The sequence below is a fragment of the Pseudomonas sp. KB_12 genome (assembly GCF_052114545.1).
GTDB classification, from domain to species: Bacteria; Pseudomonadota; Gammaproteobacteria; order Pseudomonadales; family Pseudomonadaceae; genus Aquipseudomonas; species Aquipseudomonas brassicacearum.
In genome coordinates, this window is the sequence record NZ_JBFREY010000003.1 from 194,130 (window position 1) to 213,549 (window position 19,420).

At 64.7% G+C, this 19,420-nt stretch carries 6 protein-coding genes; 5 read left to right on the plus strand and 1 reads right to left on the minus strand.

What is annotated here, in order from left to right:
* Nucleotides 1-28 precede the first annotated feature (28 nt).
* Complete coding sequence (locus AB4Z20_RS03055) at nucleotides 29-2,092, minus strand: TonB-dependent receptor (protein WP_442089311.1); 2,064 nt, start codon at nucleotides 2,090-2,092, stop codon at nucleotides 29-31.
* Nucleotides 2,093-2,340: 248 nt separating this feature from the next.
* Between AB4Z20_RS03055 and AB4Z20_RS03060 the strand changes: the two genes are divergently transcribed.
* The 5 genes from AB4Z20_RS03060 to AB4Z20_RS03080 form a co-directional block, all read left to right on the plus strand.
* Complete coding sequence (locus AB4Z20_RS03060) at nucleotides 2,341-3,318, plus strand: TauD/TfdA family dioxygenase (RefSeq protein WP_442089312.1); 978 nt, start codon at nucleotides 2,341-2,343, stop codon at nucleotides 3,316-3,318.
* Nucleotides 3,319-3,325: 7 nt separating this feature from the next.
* Nucleotides 3,326-6,754, plus strand: a complete 3,429-nt coding sequence (locus AB4Z20_RS03065) for a condensation domain-containing protein (protein WP_442089313.1) — start codon at nucleotides 3,326-3,328, stop codon at nucleotides 6,752-6,754.
* A gap of 18 nt (nucleotides 6,755-6,772) precedes the next feature.
* On the plus strand, nucleotides 6,773-7,819 hold the full coding sequence (locus AB4Z20_RS03070) for a TauD/TfdA family dioxygenase (RefSeq protein WP_253473885.1): 1,047 nt from the start codon (nucleotides 6,773-6,775) through the stop codon (nucleotides 7,817-7,819).
* Between the two features lie 111 nt (nucleotides 7,820-7,930).
* On the plus strand, nucleotides 7,931-10,993 hold the full coding sequence (locus tag AB4Z20_RS03075; protein WP_442089314.1) for a non-ribosomal peptide synthetase: 3,063 nt from the start codon (nucleotides 7,931-7,933) through the stop codon (nucleotides 10,991-10,993).
* Nucleotides 10,994-11,051: 58 nt separating this feature from the next.
* Nucleotides 11,052-19,420: amino acid adenylation domain-containing protein (locus AB4Z20_RS03080; RefSeq protein ID WP_442089315.1), on the plus strand; the 8,369-nt coding region annotated here is incomplete at its 3' end.

Below are 19,420 nucleotides of genomic sequence, written 5' to 3' on the forward strand. Positions count from 1 at the left end.
GGGGAGATTGCCTCCCCGCGCCCATGGGTTACATGTCGTAGCGCAGGATCATCCCCACCGTGCGCGGTGCACCGACGTCGATGATGTCGTCGCTTCGGTTGTTGGTGACGTATTCCTTGTCGAACGCGTTCTTCACATAGGCTGAGACCGCAACGTTCTTGGTGACTTTGTACTCGGTGTTGAAGTTCACCAGCACGTAGTTGTCGCTCCGGCGCTCGCCAGTGACCTTGCCGCTGGCATCGAACTGATATTCCGAAGGCGCGGTGCTCTGGTAGACCACATCCGTGCCGAATATCAGGCGGTCGTCGAAGCGATAGACGCCGCCCACCGACACTTTGTATTTCGGCGATGAAAGGAACGACTCGCCACTCATGTCCTGGCCATCACCGGTGACGAAGTCTTTGTATTTGCTATCGGTAACGGCCCCACCGAGGTTCAGCGTCAGCTGTTCGCTGATGTCTTTTTCGACGAAGACTTCCAGGCCCTTGACATCACTGCGACCAGCGTTGAAGACATCAATGAAGTTGCTGCCGTTGCGCCGAACACTGACCTGCTGGTCTTTCCAATCCGTGTAGTACAGGTTGGCGCGGGTACGCAGGGTCTTGTCGAAGAACGAACCGCGGTAGGACAACTCGTAGTTGGTGGTGTATTCCGGGTCGTAGGCCTGGTGGCCACTACCGGAGCGCAGGTTGACGCCGCCACCGCGATAGCCCTTCTGCACCATGAAGCCGAGGTATTGGTCGGTGGCCAGTTCATAATCTATGCCGAGTTTCGGCAGTACGGCATCAAAAGACTTGCTGACTTTGGCCGGCTCGGAGAAATCATCCTGCTCGACGTCGGTGTCGTTCGTCTCGTGGTCATAACGCAGGCCGGTGATCAAGGTCCAGCGCGGTGCGAACGTCCAGTTGACTTCACCGAACACTGCCTTGTTCTCGATCGTGGTATCGCCCTTGACCGTGCCGAACAGCGCGCCATCGAACAACAAGCGGTCATGGAAGTCGTTGGTGTTACGCCCATAGTAGGCACCGACGAAACTCTTGACGGTGTCGGACGCGTAATTCAAACGCAGTTCCTGACTGAACAGGTTGCCATCCTGTTTACGCAAAACGACTTGGTCGTCCACGGCTGTCTGGTCAAAGTCCAGACGGGCGCTGTAGTCCGTACTGGTATTGGCGGTCATGCTCGTCAACGACCAGGCATCGTTCAGCCGGTAGTCCACCTTGGCGCTGAGGGTGTCCTGCTTGAGGTTGTCGAAGGCCTCGGTGTTGGACGCGATGTCGTAATAGCTCGGTTTGCCATCGGTGCCGCGCATCGTCGAGCGGTCGCCCTGGCGATGTTCGTTATGGGCATAAGTCAGCAAGACGTCAGTGTCGTCATTGGGCAGGATCAGCAATTTACCGCGGGCGTTGCTGGTGCGATGCGGGTTGGCGTCTTTATCGAGCGTGGTGTTGCGGATGTAGCCGTCACCGTCGGAATAATCCACGGCGATACGGCCGGCGATCTTGTCATCCACAATGGCCCCGCCACCCGCCACGGCCGCACCATGCTCACCGTAGTTGCCCACGTTGGTCTGCGCCGAGAAGCTCGGTTCGAAGGTTGGGTCTTTGGTCTGGATAACCACCGCACCGGCCAGGGAGTTACGGCCCTGGGTGGTGGATTGCGGGCCAAGGAAAACCTCGACCTGCTCGGCATCCCAGAGCGGAACCGGGCTGAGGGTCAGCGCACGGTTTGGCTGCACGGCGCCGTCGACATACACCGATACCGCACCGTTGAGAGTCGCCGGGCCCTGGTCGTCAAAACCGGACACCGGCACGCCACGAATACCCCAGTTCTCATTGCCGGCCTGGCTAAAGACGCCGGGCGTGCGGGCAAACACATCCACCAGGTCCTTGTCGCCGTGTTCACGCAGGTTCTTGTCGGTAACGACCACGACGCTGGACTGGGTCTTCTCGAGGGTGCGGTCGATTTTTTCACCCGTCACGGTGATCGGAGCGATCTCCATCTTGCCGGTTTCTTCAGCCGCCCATGCGCCGTTGCTCAGGCCGATGGCCGACCCTACAGCCAACGCAATTGTGTTCTTTTTGAAATTCACGCCCCGCTCCCCTGCGACAGATATTTTTAGGTTTTTTTAACTGGCCGAAGGCTGCTTGGCGCCAGCGGAGCGGAGTCTAATCCAAAAAAAAATTTAAATAAATAGTATTGATAATCCATCTCATTTGTACCTAGTATGTCGTCTTGTATTGCCTTACATACATTACAGACAAGTCCTACAACACTGACCGCTGCCCTGCTTTCATGGTCTTGTGACTGGTCGAAGAAGACAAAAGAGGATGCACAAGGATGACCTCAATCGAACACCTGAACGGGCGTTCCGAGCTTTTTTCAATGGCGCCCACGGATGCAAGCGCCCAGTCGCTACCCGTGCTGGTGCAGGGGACATCGGGGCAGTCGATCCACGATCTGGACACTTCGATCCGCGACAGCCTGGCCCATCTCCTGAGTACCGTTGGCGGCGTGTTGTTTCGCGGTTTCACCGTCGCCACGCCCATTGATTTCAAGCGCTTCGCTGCCAGCTTCGGTGCACCGCTGGCCAGTTACGAATTCGGCTCCACACCGCGCAGCAAAGTCTTCGCCGGGGTCTATAGCTCCACCGAGTATCCGGCCCATCAATTCATCCCGCTGCACAACGAACAGGCCTACACCCGTCCCTGGCCTTCGCGCATCTGGTTCCACTGCATCAAGGCCAGTGAAACCGGCGGCGAGACCCCGATTGCCGATAGCCGCCTGATCTACCAGCGCATGCCTGCCGAGATTCGCGAGCTGTTCGCCAGCCGCGAGTTGCTCTACGTGCGCAACTACAGTCGCGCCCTGGACCTGCCCTGGGAGAAAGTCTTCAACACCCAGGACCGCGCCCAGGTCGAACGCTACTGCCAGGACAACGACATCGAGTGGGAATGGAAAGCCGATGGCGACCTGCGCACCCGCCAGCGTTGCGCCGCCGTGCAGCAGCATCCCGAGACCGGTGAGTGGGTCTGGTTCAACCAGGCGCACCTGTTCCATGTCTCGGCCATCGAACCTAGCGTACGCGCCAGCCTGCTGGCGGCGGTGGGTGAAGAGAACCTGCCGCGCCATGTCTATTTCGGCGACGGTTCGCCGATTGCCGACGACATGCTCGACACCGTGCGCGAGGTCTACCGCGAGACTGCCATCAGTTTCCCCTGGCAGCCCGGCGATATCCTGATGCTCGACAACCGACTGGTTGCACACGGTCGCAATCCTTTCACCGGTGACCGCAAAGTCATCGTGGCCATGGCGTGAATTGCACATGTTTTCATTCGAACACTGGATCGACGTGCTGGAAGCCAACGCCCAGCACTTCCCTCAGCGTGCCGCCCTGCATTTTCTGCCGGACGGCGTAGAGATCGGCGAAACCCTGACCTTTGCCCAACTGCACGAGCAATCCCAATCCCTGGCGGCCGCGCTGCAAGCGCGTTATGCACCGGGTGATCGGGTGCTGTTGATGCTGCCCACCAGCCTCGACTACGCCCGCGCCTTCTGCGCCTGCCTCTATGCGGGGCTGATCGCCGTGCCGTTGTTTCCACCACCGTCGCGCAAGCCGCGCCACCTCGATCGCGTCCGCAACGTGGTGGTGGATGCCGAACCGGCGCTGATTCTTGCACCGGCAGACTATTGCGAAGGCTTGCTGGAGCTGGTGGAGGGACGCGTCGATGTGCTGACCGTCCAGGACCTGGGCACGCCACCGGCCAGCCAGTGGCAACGCCCGGCCATCGACGGTTCGACCGTGGCCTTCCTGCAATACACCTCGGGCTCTACCGGCTCGCCAAAAGGCGTCGAGGTGCGTCAACGCAACCTGATCGCCAACGTCGAGCTGATGCGCCAGGCCTACGCGTTCGATGAGCACGGCGCCATGGTCAACTGGCTGCCGCTGTACCACGACATGGGCCTGATCGGCGGCATGCTGGCCCCACTCTACAGCGGCATGCCGTGCTACCTGATGGCGTCCCAGACCTTCGTCAATGCGCCGTCGACCTGGTTGCAGGCGCTGAGTCGCTACCACGCCACCGCCAGTTTCGCCCCCAACTTCGCCTATGCCCTGTGCAACCGCGTAGTCAGCGACAACCTGATCGCGCAGCTCGACCTGAGCGCCTGGAAACACGCGATCAACGGCGCCGAACCGATCCATCCTGGCACTCTGGAAGCGTTCTCCCAGCGCTTTGCCGCGTGTGGCCTCAATCCGTTGGCCATCAGCCCCGGTTACGGCCAGGCCGAAGCGACCCTGTGCGTCAGCGCCACGCCGGCCGATGCGCTGCCGGTGGTGCTGCGCTTGGACAAGGCCGTGCTGGAAACCGGTCGCGTGGCCCTGGCGATGGCCGATGCCGCCGCCGTGGAGTTCGTCGCCTGCGGTTACCCGCAAGCCCTGCATAGCATCGCCATCGTCGACCCGCACACCTTTGAGCGCTGCGCCGCCGACCGCATCGGCGAAGTCTGGCTCAAGGGCCCGAGCAACGCCGAGTCCTATTGGAAGAACCCCGAGGCCACTCGCGAAGCCTTTGAAGCACGGATTGTCGGTTCATCGGAGCATTACCTGCGCTCCGGCGACCTGGGTTTCATGCACGAAGGCCAGGTGGTGATCTGCGGACGCCTCAAGGACCTGCTGATTCTCAACGGACGCAACCTCTACCCCCACGACATCGAATTCGCCATTACCGACGCCGAGCCAGGCATCCGCACCGGCCGCATCGCCGCCTTCTCGGAAATGGACCCGGCCCTGGGCCGCGAGAAACTGGTGATCGTCGCCGAGCCGCAGCGCAAGTTCGTCGACCCGGCGCATCATCCGGCGCTGTTCGCGTCGATGCAAAACGCCGTGCGCGAAGTCGCCGACTGCGGCATCGACCAGATTGTGCTGGTGCAAGCCGGCACCATCCCGATGACCACCAGCGGCAAGATCGCCCGTCAAGGCGCACGCAAACAACTGGCCGCGGGCACGTTGAGCATTATCGCCCAGAGCGGTGGCCAGCATGCCTCGCACAGCGAGACCCTTGACCTTGTCCAGTTCAAGCACCTGGTGGCCGAAACGCCGCAACAGGCCCAGATTGCCTGCCGCCAATGGCTGGAACAGACGCTGCACGCGGTCAACCCGTATTTGTCGGCCCACTTCGAACGCAGCCTGATCGGCCAGGGCCTGGACTCCATCGGCGTGGCCGACTTCTCTGCGCGCCTGCACCGGGACCTGGGCTGGAACCTCGATACCCAAAGCCTGTTCGGGGGCACCACCCTCGGGCAATGGGCGCTGGCCCTGCAAGGTTTCCTGAATGAACCGGCGCCCACGGCCGAAGCCTCGACCGAGCAGGCCAACCTCATCCAGGGCCATCAGTCGTTCGCCCAGCGTCGCCTGTGGTTCCTGCGCCAACTGAACCCGGACGACACCCGCCACAACCTGGTGCTGCATCTGCGCCTGCAAGGGCCGTTGGACATCGAGACGCTGGCCCTGCGCTTGAACACGCTGGTCGAGCGGCATGGCGTGTTGCGCACGGTGTACCGCGACGGTGTCGATGGCCCGCAACAACAGGTGTTGCCGGCCACGGCGGTAGCACTGGTCCATCATGATTTGCGTGAACAGAATGAAGCGCAGCAACAGCGGGCGCTGAGCGAGCACCTGGCCCACGAACACGCCACCCCTGTCGATTTGCAAGCCGGCCCGCTGCTGCGAGCACAGTTGCTTAGCCGACATGAGCAACAGCATGACCTGCTGCTGACCCTGCACCACATCGCCTTCGATGGGCGTTCGGCGCAAGTGCTGCTGGCGGAACTGGCTGGCTCGACGGACGTGGGGCTGCCGGGGCAATACCTCGACTTCGCCCAATGGGAAGCCCGGTACTGGAGCGAACAACGGATCGCCACCGAGCAGGACTTCTGGCGCGGACACCTGGCCGGCATGCCGCAAACCTTGGAACTCGGTGGCAGCGGCCAGGCCCCGGGCGAACACAGCCTGGACTTCAGCGTGCCCCAGGCCCGCTGCGAGCGCTTGGCTGAGTTGGCCCGCGAGCAAGGCATGACCTTGTTCATGCTGTTGCAGGCCAGCTACCAACTGGTGCTCAAGCAACTGGGCGGCCAGCAGCAATTCCTGTTGGGCACCGACGTCAGCGGCCGGCCACTGGCCGAGCACAGCGACGTCATCGGCTTCTTCGTCAACCAGCTGACCCTGCGTTGCGACTTGCGTGGCGAACCGACCCTGGCCGGTTTCCTTGAGCGGGTTCGCGATGAAGCGCGCCTGGCCTATGCCCATCAAGGCCTGCCTTTCGACTTGGTGGTCTCGGCCCTCGCGCCGCAACGCCACCCCGGTCACTCGCCGCTGTTCCAGGTCAAGCTCAACTATCAACCGTCACGGGTGACCCCGACCGCCATCGCCGGCGCGCAACTGTCCGCGCTGGACGTGGCCCAGGCACCGGGAGATTTCCACCTGGTGCTCGACCTCGTGCACGGCAGCGAAGGCCTCGCCGCGACCCTCAAGTATCGCGGCGAATACTTCGACCAGCAGCGTGCCCTGCGCCTGCAACACCTGTGGACGGGCCTGCTGGAACAGCTACACACCCTGTTGGACGAGCCGCTGCCGGCATTGGCCGAGCGCATCGACACCTGGGACCAGGCCTTTGCCCGTGAGCGACAACAGTCACAGGCGCTGGCCGGTCGCAGCCAGATGATGCAAGCCAAACGTCGCTCCTTGTCCCTTTAACCGAGTCGGATGCCAATTATGTCTATCGTGCCCCCATCGCCACGCGCCCTTGGCGCCGTGCGTCGCAAAGCCATGAGCGTCTCGGAACAACAGTTGGTCACCGAGCGCCTGCTCAGCCCGGACCACGCCCTGCCCCTGGTGATCGAACCGGCGGTCAGCGGCGTCGACCTGATCGCCTGGGCCGCCCGGGAACGCGAGTCGCTGGAACAGAAACTGCTGCAGTACGGCGCCCTGCTGTTTCGCGGCTTCAACGTCGCGTCCGTCGAGCAGTTCGACCAGGTGATCGCCGCCCTCTCTCCCGGCGCTCTGGAATACATGTTCCGCGCCTCGCCCCGGACACGGGTCGGCGGCAACATCTACACCTCGACCGACTACCCGGCCGACCAGATGATTTTCCCCCACAACGAGCACTCCTATTCGCCGCGTTTTCCACTGCGGCTGTTCTTCTATTGCCAACTGCCGTCCGAGACCGGTGGTGAAACACCGATTGGTTCGACCCGCGCCGTGAAGGCCAGGATCAGCCCGCAGATCGAAGCGCGGTTCCGGGAAAAAGGCGTGCTGTACGTGCGCAACTACGGCGACGGTTTCGGCCTGCCATGGCAGACCGTGTTCCAGTCCGAAGACCGCGGCGAAGTGGAGGCCTACTGCGCCAGCGTCGGCATCGAAGTGGAGTGGAAAGACAACAATCGCCTGCGCACCCGCCAACGCGGGCCGGCCGTGGTGCGCCACCCGCGCACCGGCGAAGAGGTCTGGTTCAACCACGCCACGTTCTTCCACATCAGCACCCTGCCTGAGCGAATCCGCGATTCGCTGCAAAGCAACTTCAACGACCTCGACCTGCCCACCAACACCTTTTATGGCGACGGCGAACCCATCGAGCCGCAGGTCCTGGAATCGCTGCGTACAGCCTACCTCGACTCGCTGGTGCGGTTCAGTTGGCAACAGGGGGACGTGTTGTTCATCGACAACATGCTCGCCGTGCACGGTCGCGAACCCTTTACCGGCAAGCGCGCCATCATGACCGGCATGGCTGAAGCCCTGCTGTCGAGCGACGTTGCCGTCTGACATTCAACGGGGCCACCCGCCGTTCGCAGGAGGCTTGCCTGACACGTGTCCAGCAAGCCCCGACGTCTGTGCGGTGATCCAGGCTCAAGCCCTTTTCCAGTCGAGATGAACATGAGCGGACTTCAAGGTTTTCGTATTTCGCCGCAACAGGCATCGGTTTACCCCCACATCAACGGCGCGGCGGAGCACCCGTTCAGCTGCCATTTGCAATGGTCGCTGTCACAGCCGCTGGACGTCGCTGCACTGAACAACCGCTTGCAAGCCCTGGTGGCCGGCAGTGAAATCCTGCGCACGCGCCTGATGCCCGTGCCCGGCCTGCGCCACCCGGTGCAGGTGATCGACGAAACCGCGCCGCTGGCGGTGAATCTCCAGGACCTGCGCCAGCACAGCCGTGCCGATCAGGACGCCACGCTGGCCCGGCTCGCTGCCCAGCCCCGCGATTGGACGACGCCACTGTGGGTGACCTTGGTGCGGCTGTCCGATGAACATGCGGTCCTGGACCTGGCGGCGGCCAGCAGCCACTTCGACCTCGCCAGCCTGAAGTGGCTGGCCGGTGCATTGCAGCAAGACATCACCACGGACCTGGCCGACACCTTGCAGTACGCCGACTACGCCGAATGGCGCTGGAGCCTGGTTGAAGACGCGCCGGACCATCCGGGCGTGAGTTTCTGGAAACCCTCGGGCGAAACCGAACAGGCCACCTTGCAGCTGCCGCTCGAAGTGGCCCTCGATGGCGGGTTCGCGCCGACCCGACTGGACCTGAGCCTGCCGAGCGACCTCGCCCGTCACCCGACCCTGACCCCGGACCTGCTGCTCGCGGCATGGGCGGCGGTACTGGGACGATTGGCCGGCCAGCAACAGGTGCCGCTCACCCTGATCCATGAAAGTCGCGGCGCGGAACTGGAAAACACCCTGGGCCTGTTCGAGCAGTGCCTGCCCGTGAGCATCGAACTGGATGCCCAGGTAACCCTGCGGGAACAAAGCACGCAAGTGGCCGCCACCCTGGAGCGGGCAGTCGGTTGGCAAGACTATTACACCGGCCACCTCAACACCGGCTATGCCTTTGCCTGGCGCTCGGGCGATGCCCAGGAGCGTCATGCCAGCGCGGTGATGAACCCACTGAAGGCGTGCCTGAACGTACGCCGGTTGCCCGACAGCCTGCACGCGCAGCTGGTTTACGACCGCCACCTCCTCAGCGCCGAAGCCGCCGGCTGCCTCGCCGAGCAATGGCTGCAACTGCTGCAAGGCACCGTGGCGGAACCGCAACGGGCCTGGGCCCAACTGCCCCTGGGTGGAACGCTGCAATCGCAGTTGATCGGCACCAGCACGAGCGTGCCGTCCATCGAACCGGTGACGCTGGTGGAACTGATTGCCCGCCAGGTTCGCCAGCAACCGGACGCCATCGCCCTCAGCGACCAGGACGGTGACCTGAGCTACAGCCGCCTCGACGCCTGCGCCACGCAACTGGCCCATCGACTGGTCGCCGCCGGGATCGGTCCTGGCGTGCCCGTCGGCATCCTGTTCGCCCGCAGCAACGCGGCCATTGTCGCCATGCTCGCCGTATTGAAAGCCGGTGGCGCCTACGTGCCGATCGACCCGACCTACCCAGCCGACCGCCGCGCCTACATGCTCGCCGACAGCGCCATTGCCCACATCGTGGTCAGCGCCAAACTGGCCGACAGCGTGCCGGCCAACCTGCAACGTTTCGTGCTGGATGACCTGGCAGCGCCGGACCTCGGCGATTGGCCGGCGCTGCCGTTGCCGGACGCGAACGACCTCGCCTACTTGATCTACACCTCGGGCTCTACCGGTGCGCCGAAAGCCGTGGAAATCAGCCACGGCGCACTGAGCTTCTCGACCCAGGTGCGCATGACCACCTATGACACCCCGGTGCGCGCCTACCTGCTGCTGTCGTCGTTTGCCTTCGACAGCTCGGTCGCCGGGATTTTCTGGACCCTGGCCCAAGGCGGACGCCTGGTCTTGCCTGCCCCGGGGGAAGAGCTGGAAATGTCCCGCCTGGCGCAACTGATTGCCCGGCATCAGGTCAGCCACGGTCTGTCGCTGCCATCGCTGTACCAGGCCCTGCTCGATCAATTGCAGCGCAGCCCAGGCACCGACAGCCTCGCCTGCTGGATCGTCGCCGGTGAAGCCTGCCCGCCATCACTGATCGCGCAACACAGCAAGACCTTGCCCCACGCCCGGCTGGTGAACGAATACGGTCCTACCGAAGCCACCGTCTGGGCCACCTATGAGGTGCTGGAGCCCAACCGGAACGTCAGCATTGGCCGCCCCATCGCCGGCATGGACCTGCGCCTGCTGAACGAATTCGACAGCGCCTGCGGCATCGGCGAGCCAGGGGAAATCGTCCTCGCCGGCCCGACCCTGGCCCGCGGCTATCGCCACAAACCCGAAGAAACCGCCAAGGCCTTCGTCACCCTGGCCGACGGCACTCGCGCCTACCGTACGGGCGACCTGGCGTGCTGGTTGGCCGACGGGCGCCTGGCGTTCCTGGGGCGCAAGGACCATCAGGTCAAGGTGCGCGGCTACCGCATCGAGCTGGGTGAAATCGAACGCCAGTTGTGCAGCCACAGCGACGTGCGCGAAGCCGCGGTGATCGTCCAGGAACACGCCGCCGGCAAGCGCCTGCTCGCCTACATCCTGGCCGCCCACGGCTACGCACCGGACTCCGAGGCGATCAAGCGTTTCCTCGGCGAGCGCCTGCCGTCATACATGGTGCCGGCCCTGGTGCTGACCCTGGCGAGCTTTCCGCGCACGCCCAACGGCAAGCTCGACACCCGCCAATTGCCCGACCCCGACTCGTTCGACGAAAGCGCCCACGTGGCGCCGCGCAACGCCATGGAAACCGCCCTGCAAGCCATCGTCGCCAAGGTCTTGAAGCTCTCGACGGTGAGCGTCACCGACAACTTTTTCGCCATCGGCGGCGACTCGATCCTGAGCCTGCAAGTGGTGGCCCAGGCTCACGAGCAAGGCATCGCGCTGTCGGCCAAGCAAGTCTTCGAACGCCAGACCATCGCGGCCATGGCCGAGGTCGCGCAACCGCTGGCGCCGAGCGCCGCCGAGCCGCAAGCCGACAGCACCGAGTTCAGCGCCTCGGGCCTGTCCGATGACGAAATGCAAGCGCTGATGGCCGAACTGGACGAGGCCGACCTGTGAGCGGCTCGTCCCGTCGCCCCGCCATCACCGTTGCCCCTTTTTACGCAGGACGCTTTCAATGACCACCGAAAAAACCACCGGCAACCCGATCGAAGACATTTACCCGCTGTCGCCGCTGCAACAAGGGATGCTGTTCCACTCCCTGCTGCACGAAGACTCCGGTGTGTACCTGATGCAGGATCGCTACCGCATCGGCGGGGCCATCGATGAAGGGGCGTTCCTCGAATCGTGGCGCCAGGTGGTGGCGCTGCACCCTTCCCTGCGCGCCAGTTTCCAGTGGAAAAGCCAGAAGCAACCGGTGCAGGTGATCCATCGCCAGGTCAAGGTACCGCTGGATACCCTCGACCTGCGCGGGCTCGCCCCCCATGAGCAGGAAGCGCGGATCCGTACGCTGCTGGAAGACGAGCAGAAAGTCGGCTTCAACCTGTCCAAGCCTCCGCTGATTCGCTTCCGGTTGGTGCGCCTGGGCGATGAATCCTACGAGTTCATTCGCAGCTTCCACCACATCCTGATGGACGCCTGGTGCATTTCCCTGGTGACCGTGGACTTCCTCAAAGTCTACGAAGCACTGTGCAACGACCGCACGCCAGAGCTGAAAAGCCCGCGGCCGTTTCGCGATTACATCCAGTGGCTGCAACGCCAGGATGCGGGCAAGGCCGAACAGTTCTGGCGCGGCCAGCTGCAAGGTCTCAATGCCCCCACGCCACTGACCGTGGACAACGGCGTGACCCGCGACCGCTACACCGATGCGGTGCTGGTGGACGACCAACTGATCCACCTCGACGAACAGCAAACCCAGGCACTGGCGGCGTTCTGCCGCAGTCGCCGGATCACCCCGAACACGTTCTTCCAGGGCGTCTGGTCGCTGCTGCTGTCACGTTACAGCGGGCAGCAGGACGTGGTCTTCGGCGTCACCGTGGCTGGGCGTCCGGCCGACCTGACCGGCGTTGCGGAAATGATCGGCCTGTTCATCAACACCTTGCCGCTGCGGGTTTCGGTGGACCCGAACGCCGCGCTCGGCAGTTGGCTGGGCGACCTGCAAAAGCTCAACGTCGACATGCGCGACTTCGAACACACGCCCTTGACCGACATCCAGGGTTGGAGCGATTTCCCCCGGGGCGAAACCCTGTTCGACAGCATCCTGGTGTTCGAAAACGCGCCCATCGACGAACAGATTCTCGAAGGCGGCTTCCAGTTCAGCCTCGAAGGCATGGACCACAGCGTGCACACCCACTACGGCTTGACCGTGGTGATCCTGCCGGGTGAACAGCTGGGCATCCGCGTCTCCTATGACCGCGAACGTTTCGAAGCCGCCACCGTGCAACGCCTGCTGGGCCACATCGCCAGCCTGGTGCGCAGCATGCTCGCCGCACCCGAGGCGCCGTTGGCCAGCTTTGAGCTGCTGGCCGCCGAAGAACGCCAGCAGTTGCTGGGTGAGTGGGCGCTCAACCCGCATGATTTTCCGCTGGAGCAAAGCTACGCCGAGCTGTTTGCCGCCCAGGTCGCCCAGCGCAGTGATCAGGTCGCCGCGACCTGCGACGGGGAGTTGCTGACCTACGCCGAGCTGGACCTGCGCTCCACACGCCTGGCCCACGCCTTGCGCGAGGCCGGCGCCGCTGAAGACCAACTGGTTGCGCTGGTGGCCCCCCGTGGCCTGGCGCTGTTGACCATGATGCTGGCCGTGTTCAAGGCCGGTGCGGCGATGCTGCCCCTTGAAGTCAATCACCCGCCCGAGCGCCTGCGGGAAATCCTCGGGCTGTCCCGCGCCCCGCTCCTGGTTGCCAGCGAAGCCTGCAGCGGCCTGCTCGATCAACTGCTCAGCGGCCTCGACCAGGCACCCGAGGCGCTGTTCGCCGAAGCCTGCTGGACGTCCGGCAACGATGCGCCACTGCCGGTGCTCGCAAACCCCGACAGCCTGGCCTACGTGCTGTTCACCTCGGGTTCGACCGGCACGCCGAAGGGCGTGATGATCGAACAGCGCGGCATGCTCAACAACATCTTCGGCAAAGTACCGGCCCTGGGGCTCAGCGCCGCCGACCGGATTCCCCAGACCGCCTCGGTGGCGTTCGACATCTCGGTGTGGCAGTTCCTCGCCGCGCCGGTGCTCGGTGCCACGGTGCACATTCTTCCGGATGAAGTCGCCCACGACCCGCAACGCCTGTTGCAAGTGCTCGCCAGCGAGCGCCTGAACGTGCTGGAAATCGTCCCGAGCCTGATGCGCACCTTGCTCGCGCTGTGCCCGTGCGACTTGCAACTGCCGGACCTGCGCTGGGTGTTGCCTACCGGCGAAGCCCTGCCGCCGACCGTGGCCCGCGACTGGTTCGCACGGTTCCCCGACATCGCCCTGATGAACGCCTACGGGCCGGCCGAATGCGCCGACGACGTGGCCTTCCAGCCGATCTTCACAGCACCGGGGGCCGAGGTCAGCCACATGCCCATCGGCCAACCGACGGCCAACAACCGCCTGTATGTGCTGGACGAAGCCCTGCGTCCGGTGCCGGTGGGCGTGGCCGGGGAAATCTGTGTCGGCGGCGTCGGCGTTGGCCGCGGTTATCTGCACGACCCGCAGCGCACCGCAGACGCGTTTATCGAACACCCTCAATTTGAAGGTCGCCTGTACCGCACCGGTGACCTGGGACGCTGGCGTGCAGACGGGGTGATCGAATACCTCGGCCGCCGCGACCAGCAGGTAAAACTGCGCGGGCACCGGATCGAACTGACGGAAATCGAACACCGTCTCGCCCAGCACCCCAACGTACGCGAAGCCGCCGTCCTGCTGCGGGAAAACACCGTCGGCGAAGCCTGGCTGGTGGCGTACTGGTCGGCCCATGACGAGACCCAGGGCAGCGACGGCCTGAGCGAACACCTGCGCACGCAACTGCCGCCGTACATGGTGCCGGCGGCCTTCGTCTGCCTGGACAAACTGCCCCTGAACAATAACGGCAAGGTCGATCGCAAGACCCTGGCCGCCCGGGAGCTGGACTGGCAGGCCGACACCCAGCAAAGCATCGCCCCGCGCAACGCGCTGGAAACCACCGTCGCGTCGATCTGGGCCGAGGTCCTGGGACGCGATACGGTGGGCGTGGAAGACAACTTTTTCACCCTCGGCGGACACTCGCTGCTGGCGACCCAGATCGTTGCCCGCCTGCGCACTCAATTCAAGCTCGACCTGCCGTTGCGGGTGCTGTTCGAACAGCCGACCGTGGCCTTGCTGGCCGTGGCCATCGCCGCACGCCAGGCCCAGGCCGCCGCACCGCAAGCCAGCGCGATCAGCGTGCCCAAGGCCCAGCCACGCCCGACGTTGCTGCCGCTGTCGTTCTCGCAACAACGCCTGTGGTTCATCGAGCAACTGACGCCGGGCACCACCCTGTTCAACATCCCGTTCGCCCTGCACCTCAAGGGTGAACTCAATGTCGAGGCGCTGCACGCCAGCCTGAACGACCTGCTGGTACGCCACGAAATCCTGCGCACCGGCATCCACAGCACCGACGGCGTGCCGTGCCAGCGCATCAGCCCAGCGCTGGACATCGCGCTGCCCTTCGAAGACTTGTCGGGGCTGACCGCCACCGCTCGCGCCGGCGCGCAGTTCAATGCCCTGCAAGACACCTTCGAGCAGCCGTTCGACCTGACCTGCCCGCCGCTGCTGCGTGCGCGCTTGCTGCGCCTGGCGCCGGGCGAGCACGTGCTCGGCATCGCCCTGCATCACCTGGTCTCGGACGCCTGGTCGGCCACCATCGCCCTGCGCGAGCTGGCCCTGGGTTATGAAGCCCGTTGCAACGGCGCTCCCGCCGAACTGCCGGCCCTGGCGCTGCAATACGCCGACTTCGCCCTCTGGCAACGCGAACACCTGCAAGGCGCCGAACTCAAGCGCCAACTCGACTACTGGACCACCACCCTGGACCGGCGCGACAGCGACGCCAGCCCGTTGCTGGCCTTGCCCACCGATCATCCCCGGCCGCCGGTGCAAAGCTACCGCGCCGGGATCGTGCAGCGTGAACTCAGCGCCGACCTCAGCACTCGGGTACAGGCCTTTGCCAGCCGCCTCGGCACCACGCCGTTCACCGTCCTGTTCGCCGGCTTCGCCGTGCTGATGCACCGTTTGAGCGGCGATGCCACGGTGCTGGTCGGCACCCCGGTCACCCACCGTGAACAGCCAGGCACCGAAGGCCTGCTGGGCATTTTGTTGAACAACCTGGCGATCCGTGCGGACTTCGAGCCGCAAGCCGGCTTCACCGCCCTGGTCAAACAGGTGGCCGAACGTCTGCGCAGTGGCCTGCTGCATCAGGACCTGCCCTTCGAGCAACTGGTGGACAGCCTGCAACTGCCCCGCAGCCTCAGCCATGCGCCGCTGTACCAGGTGATGGTCGCCCAGCAACTGGCCATGGAGTCGCGGTTGCGCTTCCCCGGGCTGGCATTCGAAGCCCTGGACACGCCGCTGCGGCACTCCGAATGCGACCTGGACCTGCACGTGCTGTGCCCGGCCAATGCGCCGATCCAGCTGGAGCTGATGTTCGCCCTCGACCTGTTCGTCGCCGACAGCGCCCGCCAGACCCTGGCACGCCTGGAACACCTGCTCGAACACATGCTCGCCGAGCCGCAGCGTCCGGTCGCGGCCTTGCCGCTGCTGATGGAAGCGGAATGGCAACGCACCGTGGTCGAGTGGAACCGCACCGAGATGGCGGTGCCGACACACCTGACCTTCGCCCAGTTGTTCGAACAACAGGCCGAACGTACCCCGGAACGTGACGCCCTGTGCTTCGAAGGCCGCAGCCTGAGCTACGGCGAACTCAACCGGCGCGCCAACCAGGTCGCGCATTACCTGCGCAGCCGCGGCGTCGGCGCCAACAGCCCGGTGGCGCTGTGTGTCGAGCGTTCGCTGGAACTGCTGGTCGGCCTGCTGGGCATCCTCAAGTCCGGTGGCGCCTATGTGCCGCTGGACCCGACCTACCCGGTGGATCGCCTGGCGTACATGCTCGAGGACGCCCGACCGGCACTGTTCCTCGGCCAGCAAGGCCTGTTGGAACAGCTGGGCGCCGAACTGCCACGCTTGCGCCTGGACAGCGACGCAGCCCTGTTCGCCAACCAGCCGGACAGCAACCCGGCCCCGCTCGCCGGGCCGCAAGACCTGGCCTACATCATGTACACCTCCGGTTCGACCGGTAAGCCCAAGGGCACCTTGGTGACCAACGGTTCGGTGGTCAACCTGGCCTGGGCGCGTATCCATGGCTTGTATCGCCGCTACACCGACCAGCCGATGCGCACCAGCTTCAACTACTCGTTCGCCTTCGACAGTTCGGTGGCCGAGCTGATCCTGTTGCTCGACGGCCACAGCCTGTACCTGACCCCGGAAGACGTGCGCTACGACCCCGAGGCCCTGGCCGGTTTCTTCCGCGACACCCGCCTGGACGCCTTCGAATGCACCCCGGCACAGCTCAAGGCTCTGCTTGAAAGCGACGGCGTTCGGCGTGGCGAGGTGTACCTGCCGCGCTTCGTGCTGTTCGGTGGCGATGCGGTGGACGCGCAACTGTGGCAACGCCTGCCGTCGATTGCCGGCAGCCGCTTCTTCAACACCTACGGCCCGACCGAATGCACGGTGGATGCTACCGGTTGCGCGGTGGACGACTTCCCGCAGCGGCCAATCATCGGCCGGCCTATCGCCAACGTGCGCACCTACGTGCTCGATGCCTTCCTCAACCCGATGCCGGTGGGCGTCCCGGGGGAGCTGCACATCGGCGGTGCCGGCGTGACCCTGGGTTACCTCAACCGCGCCGAACAGACCGCGAAGGTGTTCATCGAAGACCCGTTCTCAGCGGTGGCCGGGGCACGGATGTACAAGTCCGGCGACCTGGTGCGCTGGTTGCCCGACGGCCAGCTCGAATACCTGGGACGCATGGATCATCAAGTGAAGATCCGTGGTTTCCGTGTCGAACTGGGGGAAATAGAAACCTTGATCGGCGCCCAACCGGGCGTGCGCCAGGCCGTGGTACTGGCCCGTGAAGACGTGCCCGGCGACAAGCGCCTGGTCGCCTACGTGACGTGCGACCAGCAAGCCGACATCCACGCCTGGCGCAAAACCATTGGCGCCGCCCTGCCCGACTACATGGTGCCCTCGGCATTCGTGCTGCTCGATGAACTGCCGCTGACCGACAACGGCAAACTCAACCGCAAGGCCTTGCCGGCCCCGGACATCCAAGCCGCGCCAGACGCCCTCGATCCGCCCCGCAGTGCCGCCGAACAGCAACTGGCGGCCTTGTGGGCCGAACTGCTGAAGATGCCGTCGTCGCAGATCGGCCGAGACAGCCATTTCTTCTACCTCGGCGGCCACTCGCTGCTGGCGGCGACGCTGTTTGCCCGCCTGCGCCAACAGTTCGCCAGCGTGCCGCCGTTGCGGGCGGTGTTCGAACACCCGACCCTCGACGCCTTGGCCGCGCTGCTGGGCGATCCCCTGCACGCCCCGGCGGCGACCTTTGTCCCGGCAGCGCGTCCGCCGCGCCTGCCGCTGTCGTTCGAACAGCAACGCTTGTGGTTCCTTGAACAACTGAGCACCGGCGGTGGCGAGTACAACGTGGTCAGCGCCGTGCAACTGGACGGCGAACTCAACGTCCAGGCCCTGCGCACGGCCCTGAACAGCGTGGTCCAACGCCACGAGATCCTGCGCAGCCGCATCGTGCGCGAGAGCGACGGCGAGTTGGCGCTGGTGATCGAACCGCAGGTCGATATCAGTGTGCAGGTAACGGCACTGCAAGCGACCAGCGACGAGCAATGGCAGCAACTGACCGGCGCCGCGATCCACGCAGAAACCGGCCGCCGCTTCGACCTCGCCGCCGAAGTGCCGGTCCGTGCCATGCTGCTGCAACGCAGCGGCGCTGCACAGTCGCTGCTGTTGCTCAGCGTGCACCACTGCGCCACCGACGACGCCTCCAGCCAGAACCTGCTGGATGAACTGCGACAGCTCTACACCGCCCAGTGCCAGGGCACCCCGGCGGCACTGCCAGGGCTGGCGCTGCAATACCCCGATTACGCCCTCTGGCAGCGCGAACCCGCTCAACAGACCGCGTTCAGCAGCCAACTGGAATACTGGCGCAACCAACTGGAGGACGGCGACTACCTGCTGGACCTGCCAACCGAACAGGGCCGGCCAAACCAGCTCGCCCCGGCGGCCGGCGCGGTGCAACTGCAATTGCCGCCTGCCCTGGTGGAACGCCTGCGGCAGTTCGCCCAACAGCGTGGTGCCACGCTGTACATGCTCATGCTCGGCGCTGCGCAGTTGCTGTTGGGCCGCTACGCCAACCAGCGTGATGTGCGCGTTGGCAGCCCGGTGGCCCAGCGTCCATTCGCTGAGCTGCAGCCGCTGATCGGCTGCTTCGTCAACACCGTGGTCATGCGTGCCGACCTTGATCCGGCGCTGGATTTCGAAGGTTTGCTGGGCCAGGTGCGCAACCGTGTGCTGGATGCCCAGCAGCATCAGGACGTGCCCTTCGACCAGGTCGTCGAGCATTTGAAACCTTCGCGCAGCCTCGGTCAGACGCCGCTGTTCCAAGTGCTGTTCGCCATGCAGAACGCCGATTCGTCGAGCCAGCCATGGCCGCAGTTGCAAGTCAGCGAACGCGCCGTGACCGCCCAGGCCACCAAGTACGACCTGAACTGGGAAGTGCATGACGGCGAGGTGCTGTCGGTGTTGCTGGAATACCGCGCCGCGCTGTTCAGCGAAACCACCGCCCGGCGTTGGCTGGAACAGTGGCAACAACTGCTGGAGGCCATGCTCGAAGCACCACAAACCCGCCTCAGGGATTGGACACCGTTGCCGGCGGTAGAGCGTCATCGCCAGTTGATCGAGTGGAACGCCACCGACCGCCACTACAGCGGCCCAACCAACCTGCACACCGCCCTGAGCCAACAAGCCGCCCTGAGCCCCAACGCCCCGGCGCTGGTGTTCGAAGGCCAGCGCCTGACTTATGCCGAGCTGGACCAACGGGCACAAGCCGTCGCCCGCGCCCTGCGCGCCGCCGGCGTGGGCACCGACAGCATCGTGCCGGTGTGCATGGAACGTTCGGTGGAGATGGTCGTGGTCTTGCTCGGCATCGTCCATGCCGGCGCCGCGTGGCTGCCGCTGGACCCAGCGTTGCCTGCCGTGCGCCTGGCGTTCCTGATCGAAGACGCCGACGCCCGGGTCACCTTGACCCAAGCACAATGGCTATCGCGCCTGCCAGCCGGGCATGACGCCTGGACGCTGGAGGCATTGCCAAACGCTGAAGCCTTCGAGCCGATCAGTGTTGAGGCCCACGACCTGGCCTACGTGCTCTACACCTCCGGTTCCACCGGCCAACCCAAAGGCGTGATGAACGAACACGGCGCCTTGATGAACCGTCTGCATTGGATGCAGGACGCCTTCCCGATTGGCCCGAACGACCGTGTGCTGCAAAAGAC

Bases quoted from the DNA above. Each gene is read 5' to 3' on its own strand.
- AB4Z20_RS03075 (WP_442089314.1), top strand. From the start codon at position 7,931: ATGAGCGGACTTCAAGGTTTTCGTATTTCGCCGCAACAGGCATCGGTT.
- AB4Z20_RS03070 (WP_253473885.1), top strand. From the start codon at position 6,773: ATGTCTATCGTGCCCCCATCGCCACGCGCCCTTGGCGCCGTGCGTCGC.
- AB4Z20_RS03060 (WP_442089312.1), top strand. From the start codon at position 2,341: ATGACCTCAATCGAACACCTGAACGGGCGTTCCGAGCTTTTTTCAATG.
- AB4Z20_RS03065 (WP_442089313.1), top strand. From the start codon at position 3,326: ATGTTTTCATTCGAACACTGGATCGACGTGCTGGAAGCCAACGCCCAG.